We start from the raw sequence: 23,258 nt of genomic DNA, 5'->3' as shown, positions 1-23,258 counted from the left end.
CGGGATGTGGGCGGAGTATCACCGTAAGACGGAGGTACGCACACATGACCGTACAGACAGAACCCACAGAACAGGCGGCGCCCGGCCGTGCCTCGCGGCCGGAGCGGCACTACGAGGTCGTGGTCGTCGGGGGCGGCGCCGCGGGGTTGAGCGGGGCGCTGACCCTGGCCAGGGCACGGCGCTCGGTCCTCGTCGTCGATGCGGGGGAGCCCCGCAACGCCCCGGCGAGCCAGGTGCACGGCTATCTCACACGGGACGGCGTGCCGCCGGACCGACTCGCGGCGGTGGGCCGCGACGAGGTCACCGGATACGGCGGCGAGATCGTCGAGGACCGTGTCGAGTCGGCGGAGCGCGGGGAGGACGGCGGTTTCCGGCTGGTCCTCGGCGACGGGTCCGCCGTGCTGGCCGACCGGCTGCTGGTGGCCACGGGCCTCGTCGACGAGTTGCCGGACGTGGCGGGCCTGGCCGCGCGGTGGGGGCGCGATGTGCTCCACTGCCCGTACTGCCACGGCTGGGAAGTGCGCGACCAGGCCGTCGGCGTGCTGGCCACGGGCCCGCTCGCGGTCCACCAGGCTCTGCTGTGGCGTCAGTGGTCGAAGGACGTCACGCTCTTCCTGCACACCGGACCGGAGCCGGACGACGAGGCGTACGAACAGCTCGCCGCGCGGGGCGTTGCCGTGGTGGACGGGCGCATCGAGGATCTGCGGGTGGAGCAGGACCGGCTGAGGGGCGTGCGGCTCGAGGGCGGCCGTCTCGTCGACTGCGAGGCGCTTGTCGTCGCCCCGCGCTTCACCGCACGGGACGCCCTCCTCGGCGGCCTGGGCCTCGAGCCCACCGACCAGGAGATGAACGGCCATGTGATCGGCAGCCGTGTACCCGCCGATCCGTCCGGCGCCACCGCCGTTCCCGGCCTATGGGTGGCCGGCAACGTGGCCGACCTGTCCGCACACGTCATCGGCGCTGCGGCCGCCGGTGTACGGGCCGGGGCTGCGATCAACGCCGACCTCGTCGCCGAGGAGACCCGCGGCGCCGTCGCCGCCCGCCGCGCCCCGTTCTCCGCCGAGGCGGAACGCGCGGTCTGCGAACGCGTGCTCGGCACCCGCAGGCACGGCCTGTGACCGCCCCCGCCGAACAGCCCTTCCACCATTGCGAGGAGACCATCCACATGTCCGACAGCCAGACATACGGCGAGGAATACTGGGACGCCCGCTACGGCGAGAGCGACCGCATCTGGAGCGGCGATCCGAATGCCGCGCTCATCAAGGAAATCACTGACGTGCGGCCCGGTACCGCCCTCGACCTGGGATGCGGCGAGGGTGGCGACGCGATCTGGCTCGCTCGCCGTGGCTGGCGCGTGACCGCCACCGACATCTCGGGCATCGCTCTCAAGCGGGCTGCCACTCATGCGGAGGAGGCAGGGGTCGCCGAGGCGATCGAGTGGCAGCGGCACGACCTCGCGGTGTCGTTCCCCGCGGGTGAGTTCGATCTGGTGTCCGCGCACTATCTGCACTCCCTGGGAGACATGCCGCGCGAGGAGATCCTGCGGCGCGCCGCGTCGGCCGTGGCTCCGGGCGGCGTCCTGCTCGTCGTGGGACACGCGGACGCCGGGTCCTGGAAACACGCGGAGCACGAGCACGTCCACTTCCCCACCCCGGAAGAGGTCCTGGACTCCCTCGGACTGCCTCCGGAAGCCTGGGAGGTGCAGCGCTGCGAGGAGTTCCTGCGCAGCCAGAACGACCCCGAGGGCCTGCCCGGCCCCCGCACGGACAACGTGCTGAACGTCCGGCGCCTGCGGTAGCAGGGGGCCCGCCCGCACGCCGGGGTACTCCCGCTCGGCATGCTCCACGCGAATCAGCGCAACCCCGGTGAGCGCACTGCACGGACGCGGTCGAGGAACAGCGTGCTCTCGACGTGGCGCCCGTAGGCGGAAGAAGCGATCTCCACCACGAAGTCCGCTGCCTTGTACGCCTGTTGTCGCCGCTGCGCCCAGTCCGTCGACGGCAGGTGCCCGTGCCCACAGGATTCATGCGGCCGCCGAAGTCCTGGTCCCCGCCCACCTCAGGCGGGCGGGGACTGTCGCGTGTCGCCGGGGATGTCGAATGCACCCGTTCCCGATCGACGTGAGAGTAAAGGCAGCACATCCGAGACTTCAGGAGCACCCCCATCGTGACCGTAACCGCGGACATGGCCATCTCCCTCGACGGCTACATCGCCGGCACCGACGTCGCCCTTGACAACCCGGCAGGCGACGGCGCCGAGCCGCTCTTCGAGTGGATCCACAACCTGGCGAGCTGGCGGCAGCGCCAGGGCATGACCGGCGGGGAGGAGAACCGCGACTCCGAGCTGATGCGCGAGTGGTTCGATGCCACCGGAGCGGTGGTCATGGGTCGGATGATGTACGACACGGGCGAGGAGTTCTGGGGCGACAACCCGCCGTTCCGGGCCCCGGTCTTCGTGCTCACCCACCGTCCCCGGCCGACCCTCGTCAAGGAGGGCGGCACCACCTTCACGTTCGTCACCGAGGGCATCCACAGCGCCCTCGACCAGGCGAAGGCCGCCGCCGGAGACAGGAACGTCGACATCGCGGGCGGGGCGAGCACGGTGCAGCAGTACCTCAGGGAGGGGCTCATCGACGAGCTGCAACTGCACGTGGTGCCCGCGCTCCTCGGAGACGGGCTGCGGCTCTTCGAGGGACTGGGCGCCGGGCGGCGGAAACTCGAGCCGGTCAGGATGGTCGACACGCCCCTCGCCACGCACCTGAAGTATCGCTTCGTGAAGTGACCCGGCACCGCCCGCGGGGTCGCCACCAGGTACGACAGGCTCGCCGTCCGCCACGAAGCCATTTCCGACTCACCCCGTACGGCAGCAGGCACTGTTTCTCAAACCGTCTTCTCGAACAGGTCCTGGATGCGGAGGAGCAGGAACGACGCACTGGCGACCGCTCCGAGCCCGGCTCCCGCCACCGTCTGGGCGACCGAGTGGTAGCCGAGCGCGACCCGGGACCAGCACACGGCGACGACGAGTGCGTACGCCGCCAGCCACCACGGGGTGTGGGCGACGGCGAGCATCGCGGCGACCGCGGAGGCGACCGCCGAGTCCACGCTGATCTTCCACGCCGTGTTGACGCTCAGCAGGACGACCGTCATGGCCCACAGACCGAGCATGGCCACGAGGATGCCGGGGGGCGCGTCGCCGAGGACCATCGCCACGGAACCGATGCCGACCGAGCCGAGGATGACGAGGAAGATCGGCGCACGCTGGGTGCGGTCCACGACGTGCCGGTCGCCCCACGTGCCCCGCCGCCGCTCCCATTCGATGTAGGCCGCAGGGACGAGGCCGGCACACAGCGCACCCAGCAGCCCCCAGGGCACACCGGTCCAGGCACCGCCGGACACGGCCGGACCGATGATGAGCATGCCCACGAGCAGCACATTGCGGGGCTGGAGGACATCCGTGACACGCCGTGCCACTGCGGTGCTCCTCCGGACTCCTCCGGCGGCCATGGCTTCCTTCCGAAACGGGGTCGGCACCCCGGATCGGGGCCCCATGATCGTAATCGGCTCGGATCCCGTGCCCGCAGGAGGCCGGAGGCGCACCCTGGAAGGGGGGCACACATCGGGGACTGTTGATCCGGGCGGATCCGGGCACTCGGCCCGTGAGCACGGAGGCGAATGCGGCTCCCGCCGGGCATTCCGGCCCGGTCCCGCCGCAGAAGGGAACAGGTCATGGCCGACGAAACCGGGCGCAACGACGAGGGGCGGGGCGACGACGTCTACCAGCCCGAGCACTCCGACGTGAAGAACCGTCCGAGCGGGGACCTCGACCTGGAGAACGTGCTCGACGAGCGCGGGCTGGACGACATGCTGGACGAGGGCTATTCGCCGCCGGAGCGACCGCTGGTCGTCGGCAGGCACGGCACCACCGGCGACGAGCTGCGCCGGGGCGAATCGCTCGACGAGCGGCTTGCGCAGGAGATGCCGGACGCCGGACCGCCGGAGGGCGACGGGATCGGTGATCTCACGCGCGGCGCCGGTGAACCCGTCGACGACGAGGCCGGCGCGGCCCGCGCGGGCCGTCTCACCTTCGCGGACGAGACAGCGCCGCCCGGACGGAACGACGTCGTGGCCCGCGACGTGGGTGTCGACGGCGGGGCGGCGTCGGCCGAGGAGGCGGCGATGCACGTGATCGAGGGCATCGAGGGCGACATGCCGAGTGAGCAGGACTCCGGGGCGCAGGACGAGGGTGCGCTCGAGAACGAGGAGTTCGGCACGGCGGAGCAGGGACAGGTGTGAATCCCGGTCGAGGCCGCCTATCCGGCCGCACCCTCCAGGAGTGAGAGGAAGCGCCGCCCGAACAGATGCGCGTCCCCGGGCCACCGCGCGGAGAGGTAGTTGCCGTCCTGGACGACGAAGGCAGGGCTGTCGTCCGTTGCGGTTCCGCGTGCGGTGAGGGTCCTCGGCCCCCGGACGAACTGCGTGTCCGGCTCCGCGAGCGCGGCCCTGACCTCGTCCTCCACGTAAGCCGGGTACGTGCGGTAGTAGCGGCCCAGTCGCCAGGCGGTGATCAGGTAGGCGGTGCGTTCCATGTACTTGGGCAGGCAGGTCGTGCGCCGTGCGGCCAGCACGCTGCGGCCGCCGGCGGCCTCGGTGGTCCTGGCCAGGACCAGGACGCCGTGGCAGATCGCTCCGACAGGCCGGTCCAGGGTCCAGAACGAGGCCACTTGGCGGCGCAGTTCCTCGGAGCCCAGGTACTGGCGCATGCCGGGGGCGTGCCCGCCGGGCAGCAGCAGCCCGTCGAAGCCGGCCACATCCAGTTCCGACCAGCCTTCGGTCGCTGTGAACTCCTCGCTCAGGACGAGCTGTTCGTAGCAGTGCTTGGCGTCCGCCTCCGCGCCGAGCTGTCCGAAGAGCACGCCGGTGAGCAGCCGCGGATCCGCGGCCGGCCGGGTGCCGGGGCGTTCCGTGGCGAAGACGACCTGGTGGCCGGCGTCGGTGAGGATCCGCCAGGGGACGGCCACCTCGGTGACGTCGAAATCGGTGTCGGGGAGGGGAATCAGCACACGCACCCCCTCACCATGTCATGAACAGGCCGCATATTGCCCGCGCGCCAGGGCGTCTGCCCCCGCGGAACGGACGGGCAGGCGGCTCGCCGGGGCCCTCTGTTCGAGGACCGTGCGAAGAGAGTTGTGCAAAGGGCTCCGAGGGCAACCACATGCTTGGCATGCTGGGGCGATCCGCGGCACCTGCGTGCCGATGCGGGCCCAGGGCACCGCTGTGCGCGGTTCGCCCACCCCATGCGGGAGGTGTAGAAAGAGCATATGGCCGGACGCTACAGCCGCCCGCGCTCGGTTCTGCGGATGCGAACTGTCGCAGGTCAGGTCTTTCTCCTGCAGGTGGCGATCGTGGTGCTGCTGGTGGCCGCGTCCATGGCGGCGCTGGTGCTCCAGTCCCGGACCGACAACGAGCGCGAGGCCCGCAACCGGTCCGTCGCCGTGGCCGAGACCTTCGCCAACAGTCCCGGCATGGAGGAGGCGCTTGAGAGCCCCGATCCCAGCGCCGTACTGCAACCCAAGGCCGAGGAGGCCCGCAAGCGTTCCGAGGTCGACTTCATCGTCGTGCTGAGCACCGAGGGCATCCGCTACACCCACCCCCTCACCGACCGCATCGGCAAGCAGTTCGTCGGCAACATCGAACCGGCGCTCGCCGGCGGCGTGGTGACGGAAAAGATCATCGGAACGATCGGGCCCCTCGTGCAGGCGGTCGTCCCGATCCGGTCGAGCGACGGCGAGGTCATCGGACTGGTGTCCGCAGGCGTCACCATCGCCCGCATCAGCGGATTCGTGGAGGACCAGTTCCCGCTCCTGTTCGGTGCCGCGGGCGGTGTGCTGCTGCTGGCGACGGGCGGCACCGCCCTGGTCAGCAGACGGCTGCGCCGCCAGACCCACGGTCTCGGCCCGATCGAGATGACCCGGATGTACGAGCATCACGACGCGGTCCTGCACGCGGTGCGCGAGGGGGTCATCATCGTCGGCGGGGACGGGCGGCTGATGCTCGCCAACGACGAGGCACGCAGACTGCTCGATCTTCCCGCGGACGTGGACGGCCGCCGGGTCGCCGAGCTCGGCCTCGACCCGGCGACGGCCCACCTGCTGTCGTCCGGTCAGTCCGCGACGGACGAGATCATCCCGGTCGGCGAGCGGTTGATCGCCGTGAGCCAGCGGTCGACGGACCAGGCAGGCGGGCCCCCGAGCACGGTCGCGACACTGCGGGACACCACGGAACTGCAGACGGTCACCGGGCGGGCCGACGTGGCGCGGGGCAGGCTGAGACTCCTGTACGACGCGGGTACGGAGATCGGCACCACCCTGGATGTGGTGCGGACCTGTGAGGAGCTGGCGGAGTTCGCCGCCGCCCGGTTCGCCGACTTCGCCACGGTGGACCTGGTGGAGACGGTGCTGCGGGGCGAGGAGCCGACGGCGACCGGCGCCGACGTCGACATGCGCCGCACGGCGTTCAGCGGCTCGGAGGACACTGCGCTGTATCCCCTCGGCCATCTCATCCGGTTCGTGCCGACGACACCCATGGGTCACGGCCTCGGCAAGGGCGAGGCCGTACTGGAGGCCGATCTGACCGCCCTCACCGGGTGGCAGGACCAGGACCACGTGCGGGCCCCGCAGCTGATCGAGTACGGGATGCACTCGATGATCGCGGTGCCCCTGCGGGCGCGGGGCGTGGTCCTCGGCGTCGCGATGTTCTGGCGGGCCAGGACCCCGGAGCCGTTCGAGGAGGAGGACCTGTCGCTCGCCGAGGAGCTCGTGGCCCGCGCCGCGGTGAGTGTCGACAACGCCCGGCGGTACTCCCGTGAGCACACGATGGCCGTGACCCTGCAGCGCAGCCTGCTGCCGCGGGTCCTGCCGGAGCAGACGGCGCTGGACGTCGCCTACCGGTACCGGCCGGCGCAGGCCGGCCTGGGCGGTCTCGGCGGGGTGGGCGGCGACTGGTTCGACATCATTCCGCTGCCGGGCGCACGGGTCGCACTGGTGGTGGGGGACGTGGTGGGCCACGGGCTCCATGCGGCGGCGACGATGGGCCGACTGCGTACGGCGGTGCACAACTTCTCCACGCTGGACCTGCCGCCCGACGAACTTCTGTGGCACCTCGACGAGCTGGTCGCCCGCATCGACCAGGACGAGACGGACGACGGCGGCGACGCCGCTGTCACCGGCGCCACCTGTATCTACGCGATCTACGATCCGGTCACCGGGCACTGCAGCGTGGCCCGCGCCGGGCATCTGCAGCCGGTCGTCGTGCATCCGGACGGCACGGCCGAGTTCGCCGACGTGCCGGGCGGCCCGCCACTCGGGCTCGGCGGCCTGCCGTTCGAGACGCTGAACCTGCGGCTGGCCGAGGGCAGCCGTCTGGTGCTCTACACCGACGGCCTGGTCGAGGACCGCGAGCGGGAGATCGACGAGGGGCTCGAACTGCTGCGCCGCACGCTGGAACGCAGCGCGCAGGGCACCCCCGAGGAGGCCTGCGAGGCCGCGCTGGCGGCGCTGGTGCCCGAGCGGCCGCGCGACGACATCGCGCTGCTCGTGGGAGGCACCCGGGTCCTGACCTCGGACCAGGTGGCCACCTGGTCCGTGCCGGCGGAGCCCGCGGCCGTGGGACGTGTGCGGTCCGCGGTGTCGGAGAAGCTGGCCGACTGGGGCCTCGGCGACGACGCGTTCACCACGGAACTGATCCTCAGCGAACTCGTGACCAACGCCATCCGCTACGCCGAGGGGCCGATCCAGGTACGTCTGATCCGCGACCGCAGTCTGATCTGCGAGGTGTCGGACCACAGCAGCACCTCGCCTCATCTGCGGCAGGCGGCGACCACGGACGAGGGGGGCCGCGGGCTGTTTCTCGTCGCCCAGTTCGCGGACCGCTGGGGTACGCGCTACACCGCGGACGGCAAGGTCATCTGGACCGAGCAGCCCTTGTCACCGGCCGGGGAGCCGGCCCTCGTCGACGGCGAATGATCCACGCCGCGCCGACGGCCGCGGCACTCACCCGCCCACTCACTCGCGCACAAGAAACCCGGCCGCCCTGCTGCTTGGGCGACAAGAAAGGGCCCCGTCACGGGGCGCCGCCGAGAAAGTGACCGGTCGCTCTTGCCCGCCCGGTTACCCGTGCGTAGCGTCTTGCTCGCACCCCGGACCCGGCGCGCATTCGCGCAGGCCCGCTCCGCGCACATGACGTCCGGCCGCCCGCCCCCGGGCCGGACTGCGAGGCACCGCACCATTTCCGCGTTCACCCGTCGTCCGTGCGCGCCTGCCCGCGCACCGCCGCACCCAGGAGCCGAAATGCAGCGTCTGAAGCATGCCCGCGTCACCGGTCGAAGAGCCCTCGCCTGTACGGGAATCGCCCTGGCCGCGGGCCTGGGCCTGGTCGCCTCCACCGCCGGTGCGGCGCATGCCGTGCCGGTCCGGCTCGACTATCCGCTGACGGGCACGACGACACTCAAGGGCACCGGATCGGATCTCGCGCTGGGGCCGGGGGTCCTGGAGGTGACCGCCGATCTGAAGCTGGGCACGATGTCGGCCAACACCCAACTGCCGCCCGCACCCGGCTTGTTCCACATGATCGGGGTCGTACCGGTGAGTGTGACCACGGAGTTCATCGAGACCGAGCCCACCACCGGGACCATCGACCTCAAGACCGGGGCGATCAAGAGCACCACGAAGCTGACGCTGCGCCTGAAGGATCTCAAGGTCGCCGGGATCCCCACACCCGTCGGAAGCGCGTGCAGGACAAAGGTGCCGGCGGTGCTGAACCTCGCCTCGGAGCCGGGCTTCAACCCCTTGGCGGGCGGCACGCTGTCGGGGACGTACACCATCCCCGAGTTCGAGCACTGCCTGCTGGCCACCCCGCTGATCAATCTGGTCATCCCGGGCGACGGGAACACGGTCAAGCTGAAGCTGGCGACACCCGTCCGGCCGCCCGCCTCCTGACGCGGACGCCCGGTGTGCTCACCCGCCGCGCCGGGCAGCCCGGCCGGCGGGTTCCCGCCGCTTTGTCAGGTTGCGACCCGGCTATGTGGGCCGGGCCTTACGGAGCCGAAACGCCGAACCCGCGGACCGGCGGCGACACCACGCGCGGTTCACACCACCGGAAGGGTCAGTTCGGGCCGGTCCCACATCACGGCGGGCGGATCGGCCTTCACCGTGCCGGTCCGGCGGGCTCCCACACTGAGGTAGAAACCCTCGGAGGGCGGATGCGACACCACGCGGACGGCGTCGACCCCGGCGTCCCGCGCACGCTCGGCCATATGGCCGATGAGCAGGCGCCCGATGCCGAGCCCCTGGGCGTCGTCGGCGACGAACATCAGGTCGAGCTCGGGCGGGGACAGGACCAGGGCGTAGAAGCCGAGCAGGCGATCCCCGTCGCCCCTCGCCACATGCACCTCGTGCGTCTCGATGTAGTCGGGCCCCACCCGGTAGCCGGCGACCATGGGTGCGTAGTGGCCTTCGTAGGCACGGGAACTGCGCACCAGGCGGGTCAGCCGCCGCGCGTCCCCCGCAGTGGCCCTGCCGATCCGCACGGTCTCGCGCCGCCGCCCGCGACGCGCGGCGGAACCGGTTCCTGTCAGGGGCGTCACCATGCAACGAGTATGACAAAGCGCGGCCCGGAGAGAGAACCCGACAGTCAGCGCAGGGGGTACGCGGACTGAAAGGCGAGGCGCGCCTCGGCGCCCTCGCCGAGGGGCGTGAGCAGGTCGTCGAGCGCGAGGAACTCCTCCCACGGCGCCCTGCCGCTCACCTCGGCCAGCCGCGCCACCACCAGGTCCTCCAGATCCGGCACCCGCTTGTTCTTCCACACCTTGTCGGCCAGGGAGACGAGCAGATCCTCGATGCCCGCCGACGGATCCGCGTGTGCCGACCAGTTCCCGTGCGTGGCGGCGAACCGTGCCAGCCGGGGCGGGACACCCTGCTCCAGGAGCAGGGTGCGGCCGGCCTCCTCGTGGCGGCTGCCCGGGCCGCCGAGTTCGCTCGTGTGCAGGATCTTGCCCACGTCGTGTATCGCAGCCCCGAAGAGCACCGCCTCCTGATCGAAGCGCAGCCGGGGGTGCTGCTGGTGCAGCCATGCGGCGATCCGGTGTGCCACGTCGTGGACGGCGCGCAGATGCGCGGCGAGCCGCGGTGGCGCGTCCAGACGCAGCAGCAGTTGTTCGGCGAGCTCGGGCAGGCGCACCAGCGGAGGTTCGGTGTCCGTGCGCAGTGCTCGGTGGAGCAGGTCGGTGGTCGTCACCGCATCAGCGTACGGATCACGTACGAGGGGCCGTCGGCTCAGGCCGCGCGCCAGTAACCGAGAGAGTTCACACGGTCCTTGGGGAGGGCGAGTTCCTTGCGGGCGTAGGCCGTGAGGGCGCGGGTCGTGGTGGTGTCGCAGGCGATCCACACGTACGCGGTGGAGGGATCGTCCATCAGCGCGGGCAGGTCGGCGGTGACCTGCTCGACGAGATGGGCACCGCCGTCGCGGCGCGGTATGCGGCGCACGTCGTGCCTGCCGGGATCGACCCTCAGCGGAAGGTCCGCATCCGACTCGTGGGTCGTCTCGAACCAGATCGTGGCGGGCACGGTGGGCAGCGCGTCGAGCAGCGAGTTGATGGCCGGCAGCGACGCGGGGTCACCGACGACGAACAGACGCTTCGGCTCGGGGGCGGGAGCCTGGAACCCGGTGCCCTGGAGCGTCGCCTCGACAGTGTCGCCGGGTCGCGCCGTGCGAGCCCAGTCGCTGGCGCAGCCGTCGTGCAGGGCGAACTCGATACTGAACGTGCCCGCCGCCGGATCGGCGTCCACCAGGGTGTAGGCGCGCTGGTGGGGCTTGCCCGCGTTGCTGAACCAGATGCGCACCCACATGGTCGGGTGCACGCCCGTCTGTGCGAGCATGCCGCCGTCGGTGAAGTGGACCCGCCTGAAGTGATCGGTGACCTGTTCCGATCCGGTGACGGTGAACGCGAAGTCCTTGCCGCGCATCAGTTTGAGGACGACGCCCTCCCAGCCATGCCCCACTGCGATCCCCTCTTTCTCGGCCGATTCATGGCCGGAATTGTTTCCCGAACAACTGTGCCTTAAGTTAGGCCAGCCTAACCTAAAGAGTCGGGAAATAGTGTGAGCAGAGCGATCTACCGGGACCCCTGGGGCATCCCGCATCTCCGGGCGGACAGCCCCCAGCAACTCGCCCACGCCCAGGGCCACAACGCAGCAGTGGACCGGGCCTGGCAGATCGAGGTCGACCGGCACAGGTCGCGGGGGACCTCGGCCTCGTTCCTCGGCGAGGACGCCCTCGCGTGGGACCGGTTCGCGCGGATGTCGCGCATCGACGACACCGCGCGCCGCTGTCACGCCGCCCTCGACGACGCAACGGCGGCCTGGATCGGCCACTACGTCGACGGGGTCAACGCGGGCCTCGCCGAAGGAGCCCGCCGGGCACCGGAGTTCGCACGCGCGGGGCTCGCACCCGGGCGCTGGGAACCGTGGACACCCGTGGCGATCTGGCTGTCCACACACATCCTCTTCGCAGGTTTCCCCACCAAGCTGTGGCGCGAGGAGGTCGCACGCGCCCTCGGTGACGACGCGATCGAGCTGTTCGCGACGGACGGGCCGGGCACCTCGGGCAGCAACGGCTGGCTGGTGGCGGGCGAGCGCACGGCCTCCGGCGCCGCGCTCATCGCGGGCGACCCGCACCGCTTCATCGAGGACCCCGGTATCTACCAGCAGATACGTCTCGCCTGCCCCGAGTACGACGTCGTCGGGCTGGCTGTCCCCGGCGTTCCGGGCATCGCACACTTCGGGCACACCGGGACCGTCGCCTGGGCGATCACCAACGCCATGGCCGACTACCAGGACCTCTACCGGGAGCGGCTGCGAAGACGGGGCCCGCTCGTCGAGGCACTCGGCCCCGACGGCTGGCACCCCGTCTCGCTGCACACCGAGGTCATCGAAGTGGCGGGCGGGACATCCGTCGAGGTCGAGATCGTCGAGACCGAGCGGGGACCGGTCGTTGCCGGCAGCGTGGACGACGGCGAGGCCATCAGCCTGCGCTGCCCCGCGCGCGCGGGCGAGAACATCGGATTCGGGGCACTGCCCGCACTGCTGCGGGCCCGGACCGTGGACGACGTGGACCGGGCCGTCGACCAGTGGGTCGAGCCCGTCAACGTGGTGCAGGCCGCCGACACACAGGGCGGACTGCTGCACCGGGTCGCCGGCAGGGTGCCGTGCCGGCACGCCACCAACCGGCTGCGGGTCGTCCCGGCGTGGGAGGTGCAGCACGTCTGGCGCGGCACCTACGAGCCGCTGCCCCGCGCAGCGGTCGAGGGCGTGGCCGTCATGGCCAACCAACGGGGGCTCGCGGCACCGCTCGGTGTCGAATTCGCGCCCCGGCACCGTGCGGATCGCATCCGCCACCTGCTGGACGGGACCGCCGTCTGGACCGGCAAGGACATGGCGGACATCCACACGGACACCCATGTGGGGTCCGCCGCCCCGCTGCTGGATCTGCTCGCGGGGCTCGAAGGCCTCGGCCCGGATGCGGCGGCACTGCGCGAGCGCCTGCTCGCCTGGGACCGGCGCATGGCGGCGGACAGCACCGACGCGGCGGCCTACGCCGCGCTGCGCTCGGCGGTGGTGCGCCGCCTGGCGCAGCAGCCCGCCCTCGCTGGCCTGACCGCACGCCCGTCCCTGCCGGAGGTCTTCCACCCCTGGCTCGCGCTGGTACCGAGGGTCGCGTACGCGCTGGAGCGCCTGCTCGCGCCGGACGCGCTGCCCGGTCTGGACGCCGTCGGCGCGGTGCGGGACGCGGTGGAGGAAGTGGCCGCAGGAGGCAGGGAGTTCGATGCCTGGGGCGCAACGCACCGGCTCGCGCCGTGGCAGGCCCTGCCCGGCGAAGCAGACGAACAGTGGCCCGCGCTCTCCGGCGACCACGACTGCGTGTTGTCCACGTCCAGCGTGCCCGGTGTCACCGACCGCAGCGCCCGGGGCCCGGCGGCCCGCTACGTGTGGGACCTGGCCCACCGTGAGGACAGCCTGTGGGTGGTTCCGTTCGGCTCGTCCGGGGTGTCCGGCGATCCCCACCACCGTGACCAGTTGCCGCTGTGGCTGACCGGCCGCCTCGTTCCCGTCATCACCGACTGGGACAGCCTGACCGAGGAGAGAGATGATGTCTGAGTCCGCCGCCCGTCACGCCGAAGCCGTGTACGAGCAGAACGTCGACGGTTTCGGCACGGTCCGTATCGTGCCGCTGCAGCCCTCGACCGACGACGGTCTCGTCCACCGCTGGGTGACCGAGGAGCGTGCCCGCTTCTGGGGCATGCTCGACCACACCCGCGAACAGGTGCGGGAGATCTACGAGTACGTCGACTCGCTCCCCAGCCACCACGCCTTCCTGGTGTATCTCGACGACGAGCCGGTGGCACTCTTCCAGACCTACGAGCCGGATGCCGACCCCGTCGGCGAGTGCTACGAGGTCCTGCCCGGGGACTTCGGCGTGCATCTGCTGCTCGCCCCGGCCCGCGCCGGCCGGCGCCCGGGCTTCACGAGTGCCCTTATGGTCCCGCTGATGCACTACTGCTTCCGTGACGAGAAGCATCTGCGGATCATCGTCGAACCGGACGCGCGCAACGGCAAGGCGATCGAGCGCATGGTCCGTTCCGGGTTCGTGCGGGGGCCCGAGATCGACAAGCCCGAGAAGCGGGCGCAGCTCGCCTTCCTCACCCGCGAGACCTTCGAGCAGCACGCCTGACGCCAGGTCTCCGGCAGGGCCCGGCCGCACGCGTGCACCTCACGCTCGGCCGGGCCCGTGCCGTACCGGGCTGTTCCATGCCGTACCGGGCTGTTCCCTGTCCTTTCCGGAGAGGGTCCGGGCAGGGGGTCCGGCACATGCCGCCGGTGGTCTCACCCCGCCGTGTCGAGGAACTCGGCCACCATCGCCGCGAATTCGTCCGGTGCGGCGATCCTTGTGCCGAGCTGCTCCGCTTTCTCCCGCTTGGAGCCCGCGTTCTCCCCCGCGACGAGGAGCGAGGTGCGCTTGGAGACGCTGGAGGACGACTTGCCGCCTGCGCGCTCGATCAACTCGTTCATCTGGTTGCGCGACAGCTTCTCCAGTGCGCCGGTCATCGCGCCGGTGACGACCACCGTCATCCCGTGCAGCGGCCCCAGGGCGCTCGCCGCCCCGCCGCTGTCCGCCGGGCCGCCCTCCTCGCCCGCCGCTTCCCCGGCCTCCGCGCCGGCGGGGGGCCAGGTCGCACCGGGCTCGGTCATGCTGACCCCCGCGGCAGCCAGCCGGTCGATGAGCGGCGCCAGTTCGGCGAGTTCGGCGACGACCGTCCTCGCCTTCTCCGCGCCGATGCCGTCGACCTCCTGCAGCCCCTCGGCATCGGCGGCCCGTATGTGCTCCATGGCCGCGAAGTGGCGGGCGATGCGCCGGGACATCGAGCGGCCGGTGCCCCGCACGCCGAGCGCGCAGAAGACGCGGGACAGCGGCCTGGACTTCGCCGTCTCGATCGCGGTGAGCAGATTGTCCGTACTGGTCTCGCCCATGCGGTCGAGCTGCAGCAACTGCTCCCGGGTGAGGGAGAACAGGTCCGCGAAATCGGTGACGAGCCCGGCGTCGACGAGCTGGACGACACGCGTGGCACCGAGTCCCTCGATGTCGAGCTGGTCGCGGCCGGCTGCGTACGAGACGGAGGCGACGACATGGCAGTTGCGCCCGCGCACGCACCGCCAGCGCTGCTCGGTGGTGTCGATGTCGGAGCCGCACTGCGGGCAGACCTCGGGGAAGACGATGGTCTGCTCGACGCCCGTGCGCAGATGGGCCACGGGGGCCTCGATGCGGGGGATGATGTCGCCCGCCTTGTAGACCATGACGCGGTCGCCGATGCGCAGATCGCGACGGGTGATGTCGGCGGGGTTGTGCAGGGTGGCATAGGTGACGGTCGAACCGTCGATCTCCACCGGCTCCAGGACGGCGCGCGGCGCGATGATGCCGGTGCGGCCGACGTTCCACTCGACCCCGAGCAGGGTGGTCACCTTTTCCACCGCGGGCAGTTTGTAGGCGATGGCCCAGCGGGGAGCGCGTGAGCCGGAGCCCGCGGCGCTCTGGTCGGCCGCGCTGTCCGCCTTGATCACGATTCCGTCGATACCGAAGGGCAGGTCCGGACGGGCGGCGCCGATCTCCTCGATCCGGGCCTGGATCTCCTCGGCCGTGGAGAGCGTCCGCGGGGCGACGGAGGTGGCGGCAGCCGTGTGCACGCCGAGGTCCGCGACAAAACCCATCACGGTGCTGTGGGGCCACTCCGCGAGGTGGCTCGTCAGCTCGCCGCCGGAGGCGGACAGGGCCAGTGCGCCGTAGCCGAAGAAGGTCATCTCCACCCGGTACTCGCGGTCCTTGGCGCGCAGGGTGCCCGCCGCGCCGTTGCGCGGGTTCGCGAAGGGGGCGCTGCCGTGTGCCGTACGCACGGTGTTGGCCTGCTCGAACTGCTCGTTCGTCATGAGGACTTCGCCCCGGATCTCCAGCGTCACCGCCTCGGCGAGCCGATCGGGAAGGCCGATGACCGTGCCGATCGCATGCGAGACGTCCTCGCCGGCGCTTCCGTCCCCTCGGGTGATGAGCCGGGTGAGCCGTCCCTCCTCGTATCTCGCCGCTATGGCGAGGCCGTCGAGCTTGGGCTCGACGCTCCACCGCTCGACCGGCCTGCCGATCCGGCGCTCCACGGACGCGGTCCAGGTGACGAGCTGCTCGGCCGAGAAGACATTGTCCAGGGACAGCATCGGGACCGTGTGCGGGACATCGCCCACCGCCGCGCCGCCGGCGACCTTGCCGGTCGGCGAGTCGGCCGCGGTCTCCTCGGGATGCTCCTCCTCGTAGGCGGCGATCCCCCGCACCAGACGGTCGTACGCGTCGTCGTCGAGGGTGCTCTCGCCCGTGGCGTAGTAAGCGGCGGCGGCCTTGGCCGCGATCGCCACCGCCTCGGCGTACGCGGCGGTGTCAACAAGGGCGGCCGAAGGAGCGGAAACGGCAGGTGATGTCGTCATGGGTGACATCTTGCCGCCCACCACTGACAACGCCGCCGCAGCGGATCGAACGCCCGCCCGGGACCGCCTCGCTCCCGCGTTCGGGCGCGCGGCGCGGGTCGTCGCGAATGACCGTCGTGCGTCATATGACACAGCGAGATCGGTTCACCTCCGCCTCACTCATCACATCAGCCACGGGGGCAAAGATCCCGGGCATGGCGCTGTTCCCGAGGGCACCCGAACGGACGACCGAAATGCCGGAGAGCCTATGGCATATGACAAAGGCACCACCGGATCGAGTGTTGCCAAACGGCTTACGGCCCTCCGCTCCCTGTGCAACAGTCGTTACCGGTCCCTGTTCCAGTCCTGGCCGTGGCCGCGCCTGTATCGGAGTACGACATGCCGTCCCATGTGTTCGCGGACCGTCCCGCCCAGCCGCCCGAGCGCGGCACCGTAGACGCCCTCATCACTCGCACACGCAAGCTGCGCGGAGATGTGGACGCGGTGCGCCAGGACGCCGTGACACCCGAGGACGACCCGCAGGGCCGATGGCAGCGCGCTCTGTACGATCTGGCGGTCCATCACCTCGATGACCTCGGCGCACACCTGGACCAGCTCAAGGAAGGGCTCCCGCAGGAGACCGCGGACGCTTTCGCCACCGAGCTCGCCGAGTACGAGGCGGACGAAGCGGCCCGTCCTGGTTCCCTGCTCAGCCGGGTCGGCAGCGCCGAGTGGAATCTGCTGACCGACGAGGTGAACTGGTCCGAGGAGCTGTATCAGATCCTCGGCCGGGACATGTCGAACGGTCCGATGTCCCTCGACGAGCTGCCGTCGGTCGTCTTCGCCGAGGACCAGTCCCTGCTGACAGTGATGGTGACGGACTGTCTGGTCGACGGACGGCCCATCGACGGTGAGTTCCGCATGGTCCGCCCCGACGGTCGGGTGCGCACGGTGCACATGATGGGCGAGCCGGTGCTCGATCCGGACGGATCCACAGCCTCGATGTGGGCCGTCCTGCGGGACGTCAGCGAACTGCGGCGCAGCCAGCGCGCGGTGCGCGAGTCACGGGACTCGTTGCAGCGCCGACAGCACATCGAAAGGACCGAGCGCCGACTCGCGGTCGAGATGCAGGAGGCCGTACTACCGCCGTGGCGGGGGTCGCTGCAGTTCCCGCAGGACGGCCCCGCCGCCCTCGACGTCGCCGCCCACTACCTTCCCTCCGCCGACGGCGCGCTCATCGGCGGCGACTGGTACGACGCGCTCCAACTCCCCGACGGGGAATCTTTGTTGAGCGTCGGAGACCTCACGGGCCACGGTGTGGCGGCGACCTCGTCGATGGCCATGCTGCTCGGCGCCCTGCGCGGCATGGCGGTGGCGGGCATCCGGCCGGGACGGCTGATGGCCCACCTCAACCAGCTCCTGGACACCTCCGCACAGCCTGCCCTGGGCAGCGCGGTGTGCTGCCGCTACGACCCGGCGACCCGCGTCCTGACCTGGGCGCAAGCGGGAAGCCCCGCCCCGCTGCTGTTCCGCGGCGGGACGGGGCGTGCGTTGTCCCCACTCGACGGCGTACTGCTGGGAGCGACCAGCGGCGCGGCGTACGAGCAGGCCGAACTGACCCTGGAGCCCGGCGATCTGCTGGTCCTGCACACGGACGGGCTGACGCGCACGGATGCGGCGGGCGAGGGCCGGACGGACCGGCTGACAGCACTGGCAGCACGATTCGCCGAGGCCCGCGACGCACAGGAGTGCGTGAGGCTGGTGGTCGAGGAGTTCGGTGAGGGCGAGCGCGAGGGCGACGCCTGTGTGCTGGTGGCGAGGGTCGGCGCGTAGAAGGCGTGGAAGGCCGAGTCACCCTGCAGTACGAGCGGGGCGACGGCGGGCCCGTCGGCCCGTGCCCCCGCCCCCTCAGATCCGCGTGCTTCTCCGCTTCGCCGACGGGCTCGCCGGCAGCGCCAGCTGGATCTCCTCACGCAGGTCCTCGATCTTCGCGTAACCCGCGTACTGGCCGGTCAGGCGGTACATCTCGCGCAGCCTGTCCCACGTCCGGTGCGACGAGGTCTCCCCCATCGACACCAGCGCGAGCCGGGCGTAGCGGTCGGCCTGCTCCGGGTCGTCGGCGATGAAGCATGCCGAAGCCAGCGAGATGTAGTCGAAGATCTTGGAACGCTGTCGCCCGCCCTCGCGCAGCTGCAGTGCCTGCTTGGCGTGCCGCTGTGCGACGCCCGCCGCCGAGGGATCGTGGTCGGCGAGCGTGCGGTACGCAAGGGCCTGCATGCCGTGCATGTCCGCCTCGTCGAACATCTGCATCCAACTGGGCGGTGGCACATCGCCCTTGTCGGAGACGAACAGCTCCTCGGCCTCGCCGAGGGTGCGGCGCATGGCCTGGCCGCGGCCCATGGACGCATGCGCCCAGGCCTCGATGGTGTGGAGCATCGCCCGGGTGCGGGGCAGGGTCTGCTCCCCCGAACCCGTCCTGGCGAGCTTCATGAGATCCAGGGCGTCGTCGGGACGGCCCAGATGCACCATCTGGCGGGCGGCCCGGGAGAGCGCCTCGCCGGCGCGCGGGCGGTCGCCGCCCTCGCGTGCCGCGTGTGCGGCGATGACGAAGTACTTCTGGGCGGTCGGTTCGAGGCCGACGTCGTGCGACATCCAGCCCGCGAGGACGGCGAGGTTGGCGGCAACGCCCCACAGACGGCGCTGGAGATGGTCGGGGTGGCGGTAGGCGAGCATGCCGCCCACCTCGTTCAACTGGCCCACGACCGCCTTGCGCTGGAGGCCGCCGCCGCGGGCGGCGTCCCATGCGCGGAACACTTCGACGGATCGCTCCAGCGCCTCGATCTCCTGCGACCCGATGGGGGCGGCCTCGTAGCGGTCGTACCCAGCGGAGTCGGCGTGCAGGGAATCGGCGTAGCGGGTGGGGTCCTGGGAGGTGGCGGGGTCGGTCTTGAGCCAGTCGTGCATGGCGCTGCTGAGAGCTGAGCCGGCGGCGAGTGCCGCGCCCGCGCCCACCAGGCCGCGTCGGTTGAGCATGAGGTCCATTCCCGTGAATTCGGTGAGGACCGCAGCCGTACGGTCGGGCGCCCACGGCAGACCGTCAGGGTTATCCGCGCCCTGGACGTCCCGCCGCTTCCCCGCTCGCCCGCTCCGTGCGAACCCGAGGTCCTCGATGGTCACGACACGACCGAGTCGCTCGGTGAACAGGGCCGCCAGCACCTTCGGCACGGGATCTCGCGGGGACTCCCCCATGTCGATCCAGCGCCGCACACGCGAGGTGTCGGTCGCCAGTTGGGGGTGGCCCATGGCCGCCGCCTGCCGGTTCACGAGTCTCGCGAGTTCGCCCTTGGACCAGCCGGCCAGGCCGAACAGGTCGTTCAGGCGGGTGTTGGGTTCTCCGGTCACGTCAAGCCCCCAGGTTCTCGGCTGAGTTGACAGTAGCCCCGTGTCATAGGGCCGGCGACTATTCGCCAGGGTTCGCCAGGGTCCGCCAGATGGTGTGCCACCCGCGACGGGGTGTCAGGTAGGAACGCGCCACCCCGCCCCGTCCGCCGGGGCACATTCCCCAGGGTGTTTCCTCTGGCATATGGGGCGGGGCGCGCACGCATCCTGTCGGCGCACGAAGGGATCTGTATCTCCCATGTACACAGCATCGTCCTCCGTGACCGCCCCGCCCCGGTTCCAGCAGCGCACCGCTGTCCCCGCCGGCTCCGGACCGTTCCTCGACCCCACACACTCCGGCCGGGGACGCCGGCCGGCCGGTGCGGTCGGCCAGCCCCTCAGCGGGAGAATCGACTTGTCCGGCCCCCAGGGCGCGCAGCTGCGCAAGGCTGTCGCGTCGGTGCACCGGATCTGCCCGGAGTTCAACCCGGTGCAGGTGCTGCGCCGCAGCGGACGTTCCGTTCTCATCGTCGGAACGACAGGGCGTACCACAGCGGTCGCCAAGTGCTTACTGGATCACTCGCCGGCGTGGGCCGAGCGGCTGAGGCACGAAATAGCTTCCTACCGTGCGTTCGTGCGGCACCGTCCGCCGGTCCGGGTCCCGCGGCTCATCGCGGCCGACCCGGAGAACTGCACACTGGTGATCGAGCGGATGCCGGGGCGCCCGGCGGCGCTCACCAGGCACCCCGTCGAGGCGCCTCCGCGGTCGGACGTGCGGGCGGCCCTGGGGGCGATCGCCCGGCTGAACTCCTGGCGCCCCCCTGCCGGAATGTTCGACGCGCCGCTCGACTACGGCTCGCGGATCTCGCGCTATCACGAGCTCGGTCTGTTCACCGACCGCGATCTCGGGGATCTGCAGAAGCTGTTGCACGGCCTCGCCCATGCGGGCGGCCGGCACGGCATGGGCCAGTTCTGTCACGGTGATGCCCTGCTGTCGAACATCCTCCTCTCCCCCACCGGTCCTGTGCTGGTCGACTGGGAGCACGCGGGCTGGTATCTGCCCGGGTACGACCTGGCGACGCTGTGGGCGGTGCTGGGCGACGCCCCGGTGGCACGCCGTCAGATCAGCCAGCTGGCGCAGCAGGCGGGACCGGCGGCCAGGGACGCGTTCCTGGTGAATCTGATGCTGGTGCTGACGCGGGAGATCCGGACGTCCGAGATGGCTGTGCAGCGCACCATGCGGGAGGCATCTCCCGCGCCCGGCGGTCAGACGCCGGCCTCGGGCCTCACGGCCGGTGAGGAGCAGCGGCTGCTGCTGCGGCGGCTGCACGACGACTGCGCACTGGCCCGGCGGGCCGTGCGTGCAGCGGTCGGCACACGCTGACCGGCTGCCACCGAGGGGGAAGCGCGCTGCGCGTCCGGTGCCGACGCACCGGGCGCGCAGCGCACTGTGGTCCCGGATAGGCGCGCCGCGCGATCGCCCGCCGCAGCCGGGTCACTGGTCCACGCCACTGACGCGCCGCAGGCCGGGGCGCCGCGGCGAGGAAAGTCCCCGGGACCGTGACTGACGTGCAGAATCCTTGGTGTGGAGCCTGATTGACGGATCGTCCGTGAGCCGATACCCCTGTACGGGTCCGGCCGCGCACCATCCGTCTCTGGAGGCTGCATTGCAAGGATTCCCCCTCGCGCGTCCCAGGAGCACAAGCCGACGCGCATGGACCGCGGGCGCCGCGGTGGCCGCCGCGGGTCTGCTGCTGCCGCTGATCTCCTCGGGCCCTTCGGCGACCGCCGACGCACGTCCCTCAACCTCCGCATTGCAGCAGGGCTTCACCGACGCGGCCGCCGAGTACGGGGTGCCGCGCAGTGTCCTGCTCGGGGTGTCGTACCTGCAGTCGCGCTGGGACGGGCACGGCGGGGCGGCGAGCGTCACCGGGGGCTACGGCCCCATGCATCTCACCGACGCGCGGACCGCGCTGGCCGAGGCACCGCATCATTCGGACGGCGCCGAGGACGCCCGGGGGGACTTGGCGCGCCCGGCGCTCACCACCGGTGAGGCAGCACTTCCCGAACCCGATGCGCTGCCGCCGAGGCTGCGCACCCTGGAGCGGGCGGCGGAACTGTCCGGGCTCCGTCCGGCGCAGCTACGGGACAATGCCGCGGCGAACGTGCGCGGGGGCGCGGCACTTCTCGCCGACGCCCAGAAGTCCCTCGGCCGGCCGCTGAGCGAGGACCCGGCAGACTGGTACGGCGCGGTCGCCCGGTTCTCCGGCGCGGACGACGTGGCGACGGCGACGACGTACGCCGACGACGTGTTCGACGTGATCCGTACCGGGCAGACGCGTACGACGGATGCCGGTCAGCGCATGGCCCTCACCGCCGATCCCGACGTCGCGCCCGACCGGGGGCAGGTGGCCCGGCTCGGGCTGCGCACCGCCGACGCGGCGCGCACGGAGTGCCCGCAGTCGGTGGCGTGCGAGTGGATCCCGGCGCCGTACGAGGAGTTCGGGGACAACGACTACGGAAACCACGACAAGGGGCAACGGCCCACGTCGCAGTCGGTGAAGTACATCGTCATCCATGACACCGAGGCGACCTGGGACACGACACTCCAGCTGGTGCAGAACAAGGAGTACGTGTCGTGGCAGTACTCCCTGCGTTCCTCGGACGGGCACATCGCACAGCACGTGCCGTTGAAGGACGTGGCCTGGCACGCGGGGAACTGGTTCGTGAACGCCAAGTCCGTCGGCCTGGAGCACGAGGGCTTCCTGGTGTCGCCGGACGCCTGGTACACGGAGGCGATGTACCGCACGTCGGCGCGGCTGGTGCGCTACCTCTCCCACCGTTTCGACATTCCGCTGGACCGGCAGCACGTCCTCGGTCACGACAATGTGCCGGGCACGACCACGGCGACGATCCGGGGCATGCACACCGACCCCGGTCCGTACTGGGACTGGGCGCACTACTTCACGCTGCTGGGCAGGCCGTTCGTACCGGCGGCCGGGACGCAGAGCCAGGTCGTGACGATCCGTCCCGACTACGACGAGCACAGCCCGCAGTACACGGACTGCGTGAAGGCGGGCGATCAGTGCGCACCGCACGGTTCGGGGGCGGTGCGGCTGCACACCGGGCCGGACGCCGGCGCGCCGCTGGTCAAGGATGTCGGACTGCGGCCGGGTGGTGAGGACTCGACGACCGGGGTGAACGACACGGGTGCGCGGGCCTCGACCGGCCAGCAGTACGCGGTGGCGGAGCGAAAGGGCGACTGGACTGCGATCTGGTACCTGGGCCAGAAGGCCTGGTTCCACAACCCCCGCACGGAGCCGACGGCCGTAGGAGCACGGGAGACGGTACTGACGCCGAAGGACGGCCTCGCCGAGGTGCCGGTGTACGGGCGCGCGTATCCGGAGGCTTCGGCGTACCCGGCCGGCGTCCCGGTACAGGCGGTGTCACCGCTGCCGTACAAGCTGCTCGCGGGGCAGAGGTACGTGGTGGGTGACCGGGTGCCGGGCGAGTACCTGTACGCGACCACGTTCGACACCGCGGGTCACCGTGTGGTGCGGGGCAAGGAGATGTATTACGAGATCCAGTTCGGGCACCGGGTGGCGTTCGTGAAGGCGTCCGATGTGCGTGTGCTGAGGTAGCACCGCCGCGCAGTCAGCGGGGTGTCACCGGCCGTGGGGCCGGTGACACCCCGTTGCCGTGGACCCGCTCAACTCCCGTATGGCTTCGTGGGCTTGTGTGACTAATCGTCCGGATGCGTGTGCCTCATGGGCCTCGGGTAGAGCTGGGCCGACGACGACCGTTCCGTGCCACTGTGCGCGGAAGTTCA

General features: G+C 71.2%; 18 protein-coding genes. 11 read left to right on the top strand and 7 right to left on the bottom strand.

The genetic code is table 11. The annotated features are described in order from the left end of the window. Positions 1 to 44 precede the first annotated feature (44 nt). The 3 genes from AC067Z_RS29175 to AC067Z_RS29165 all read left to right on the top strand — a co-directional run bounded on the left by AC067Z_RS29175 (position 45) and on the right by AC067Z_RS29165 (position 2,781). Positions 45 to 1,118: an NAD(P)/FAD-dependent oxidoreductase gene (locus AC067Z_RS29175; protein WP_478792619.1), complete on the top strand. Its 1,074-nt coding sequence runs from the start codon at positions 45 to 47 to the stop codon at positions 1,116 to 1,118. Between the two features lie 47 nt (positions 1,119 to 1,165). Further along, positions 1,166 to 1,798, top strand: a complete 633-nt coding sequence (locus AC067Z_RS29170; RefSeq protein ID WP_478792618.1) for a class I SAM-dependent methyltransferase — start codon at positions 1,166 to 1,168, stop codon at positions 1,796 to 1,798. Positions 1,799 to 2,166: 368 nt separating this feature from the next. Continuing rightward, entirely contained in the window at positions 2,167 to 2,781 is a 615-nt protein-coding gene (locus tag AC067Z_RS29165; RefSeq protein ID WP_478792617.1) for a dihydrofolate reductase family protein, read from the top strand. Positions 2,782 to 2,879: 98 nt separating this feature from the next. Here AC067Z_RS29165 and AC067Z_RS29160 read toward each other — a convergent pair whose 3' ends face one another. Further along, complete coding sequence (locus tag AC067Z_RS29160) at positions 2,880 to 3,503, bottom strand: hypothetical protein (RefSeq protein ID WP_478792616.1); 624 nt, start codon at positions 3,501 to 3,503, stop codon at positions 2,880 to 2,882. Positions 3,504 to 3,725: 222 nt separating this feature from the next. On the opposite strand from AC067Z_RS29160, the gene AC067Z_RS29155 reads away from it, so the two are divergent. Then, the gene (locus tag AC067Z_RS29155; protein WP_478792615.1) at positions 3,726 to 4,292 is read left to right on the top strand and encodes a DUF5709 domain-containing protein; all 567 of its coding nucleotides are present in this window, start codon (positions 3,726 to 3,728) and stop codon (positions 4,290 to 4,292) included. A 17-nt stretch (positions 4,293 to 4,309) separates the two neighbouring features. Here the strand turns inward: AC067Z_RS29155 and AC067Z_RS29150 are convergent, their stop codons facing one another. Then, on the bottom strand, positions 4,310 to 5,059 hold the full coding sequence (locus AC067Z_RS29150; RefSeq protein WP_478792614.1) for a type 1 glutamine amidotransferase domain-containing protein: 750 nt from the start codon (positions 5,057 to 5,059) through the stop codon (positions 4,310 to 4,312). Between the two features lie 258 nt (positions 5,060 to 5,317). On the opposite strand from AC067Z_RS29150, the gene AC067Z_RS29145 reads away from it, so the two are divergent. Both AC067Z_RS29145 and AC067Z_RS29140 read left to right on the top strand, forming a co-directional pair. Next, the gene (locus AC067Z_RS29145) at positions 5,318 to 8,020 is read left to right on the top strand and encodes a SpoIIE family protein phosphatase (RefSeq protein WP_478792613.1); all 2,703 of its coding nucleotides are present in this window, start codon (positions 5,318 to 5,320) and stop codon (positions 8,018 to 8,020) included. Positions 8,021 to 8,344: 324 nt separating this feature from the next. Further along, positions 8,345 to 8,992: a hypothetical protein gene (locus AC067Z_RS29140; RefSeq protein ID WP_478792612.1), complete on the top strand. Its 648-nt coding sequence runs from the start codon at positions 8,345 to 8,347 to the stop codon at positions 8,990 to 8,992. 149 nt (positions 8,993 to 9,141) lie between these two features. Here AC067Z_RS29140 and AC067Z_RS29135 read toward each other — a convergent pair whose 3' ends face one another. The 3 genes from AC067Z_RS29135 to AC067Z_RS29125 are packed head-to-tail and all read right to left on the bottom strand — an operon-like array spanning position 9,142 to position 11,053. Next, a complete protein-coding gene (locus AC067Z_RS29135; RefSeq protein ID WP_478792611.1) occupies positions 9,142 to 9,642 on the bottom strand; it encodes a GNAT family N-acetyltransferase in 501 nt (166 codons plus the stop codon). Positions 9,643 to 9,686: 44 nt separating this feature from the next. Then, positions 9,687 to 10,289 (bottom strand): HD domain-containing protein, encoded by a 603-nt coding sequence (locus tag AC067Z_RS29130; protein WP_478792610.1) that lies wholly within the window; start codon positions 10,287 to 10,289, stop codon positions 9,687 to 9,689. Positions 10,290 to 10,327: 38 nt separating this feature from the next. Beyond that, complete coding sequence (locus AC067Z_RS29125) at positions 10,328 to 11,053, bottom strand: siderophore-interacting protein (RefSeq protein WP_478792609.1); 726 nt, start codon at positions 11,051 to 11,053, stop codon at positions 10,328 to 10,330. Positions 11,054 to 11,152: 99 nt separating this feature from the next. Between AC067Z_RS29125 and AC067Z_RS29120 the strand changes: the two genes are divergently transcribed. Continuing rightward, positions 11,153 to 13,207 (top strand): penicillin acylase family protein, encoded by a 2,055-nt coding sequence (locus tag AC067Z_RS29120; RefSeq protein WP_478792608.1) that lies wholly within the window; start codon positions 11,153 to 11,155, stop codon positions 13,205 to 13,207. Next, positions 13,200 to 13,781, top strand: coding sequence for a GNAT family N-acetyltransferase (locus tag AC067Z_RS29115; RefSeq protein ID WP_478792607.1), 582 nt, complete (start codon positions 13,200 to 13,202; stop codon positions 13,779 to 13,781). Before AC067Z_RS29120 ends, AC067Z_RS29115 begins: the two co-directional genes overlap by 8 nt. A gap of 152 nt (positions 13,782 to 13,933) precedes the next feature. Here the strand turns inward: AC067Z_RS29115 and ligA are convergent, their stop codons facing one another. Then, the gene (gene ligA / locus AC067Z_RS29110) at positions 13,934 to 16,081 is read right to left on the bottom strand and encodes an NAD-dependent DNA ligase LigA (protein WP_478792606.1); all 2,148 of its coding nucleotides are present in this window, start codon (positions 16,079 to 16,081) and stop codon (positions 13,934 to 13,936) included. Positions 16,082 to 16,450: 369 nt separating this feature from the next. Here ligA and AC067Z_RS29105 point away from each other — a divergent pair, with 369 nt between their 5' ends. Continuing rightward, the gene (locus AC067Z_RS29105) at positions 16,451 to 17,884 is read left to right on the top strand and encodes a PP2C family protein-serine/threonine phosphatase (RefSeq protein WP_478792651.1); all 1,434 of its coding nucleotides are present in this window, start codon (positions 16,451 to 16,453) and stop codon (positions 17,882 to 17,884) included. 75 nt (positions 17,885 to 17,959) lie between these two features. Here AC067Z_RS29105 and AC067Z_RS29100 read toward each other — a convergent pair whose 3' ends face one another. Further along, the gene (locus AC067Z_RS29100; protein ID WP_478792605.1) at positions 17,960 to 19,453 is read right to left on the bottom strand and encodes a DNA-binding protein NsdB; all 1,494 of its coding nucleotides are present in this window, start codon (positions 19,451 to 19,453) and stop codon (positions 17,960 to 17,962) included. Positions 19,454 to 19,688: 235 nt separating this feature from the next. Here AC067Z_RS29100 and AC067Z_RS29095 point away from each other — a divergent pair, with 235 nt between their 5' ends. Continuing rightward, complete coding sequence (locus tag AC067Z_RS29095) at positions 19,689 to 20,813, top strand: aminoglycoside phosphotransferase family protein (protein WP_478792604.1); 1,125 nt, start codon at positions 19,689 to 19,691, stop codon at positions 20,811 to 20,813. A gap of 349 nt (positions 20,814 to 21,162) precedes the next feature. Further along, positions 21,163 to 23,070, top strand: a complete 1,908-nt coding sequence (locus tag AC067Z_RS29090; protein ID WP_478792603.1) for an N-acetylmuramoyl-L-alanine amidase — start codon at positions 21,163 to 21,165, stop codon at positions 23,068 to 23,070. The last annotated feature ends 188 nt before the right edge of the window (positions 23,071 to 23,258 follow it).

The sequence above is a fragment of the Streptomyces sp. NPDC043812 genome (genome assembly GCF_056436245.1).
The sequence above is the reverse complement of the archived record's forward strand: the minus strand, read 5'-3'. Positions and strand labels throughout refer to the sequence as shown.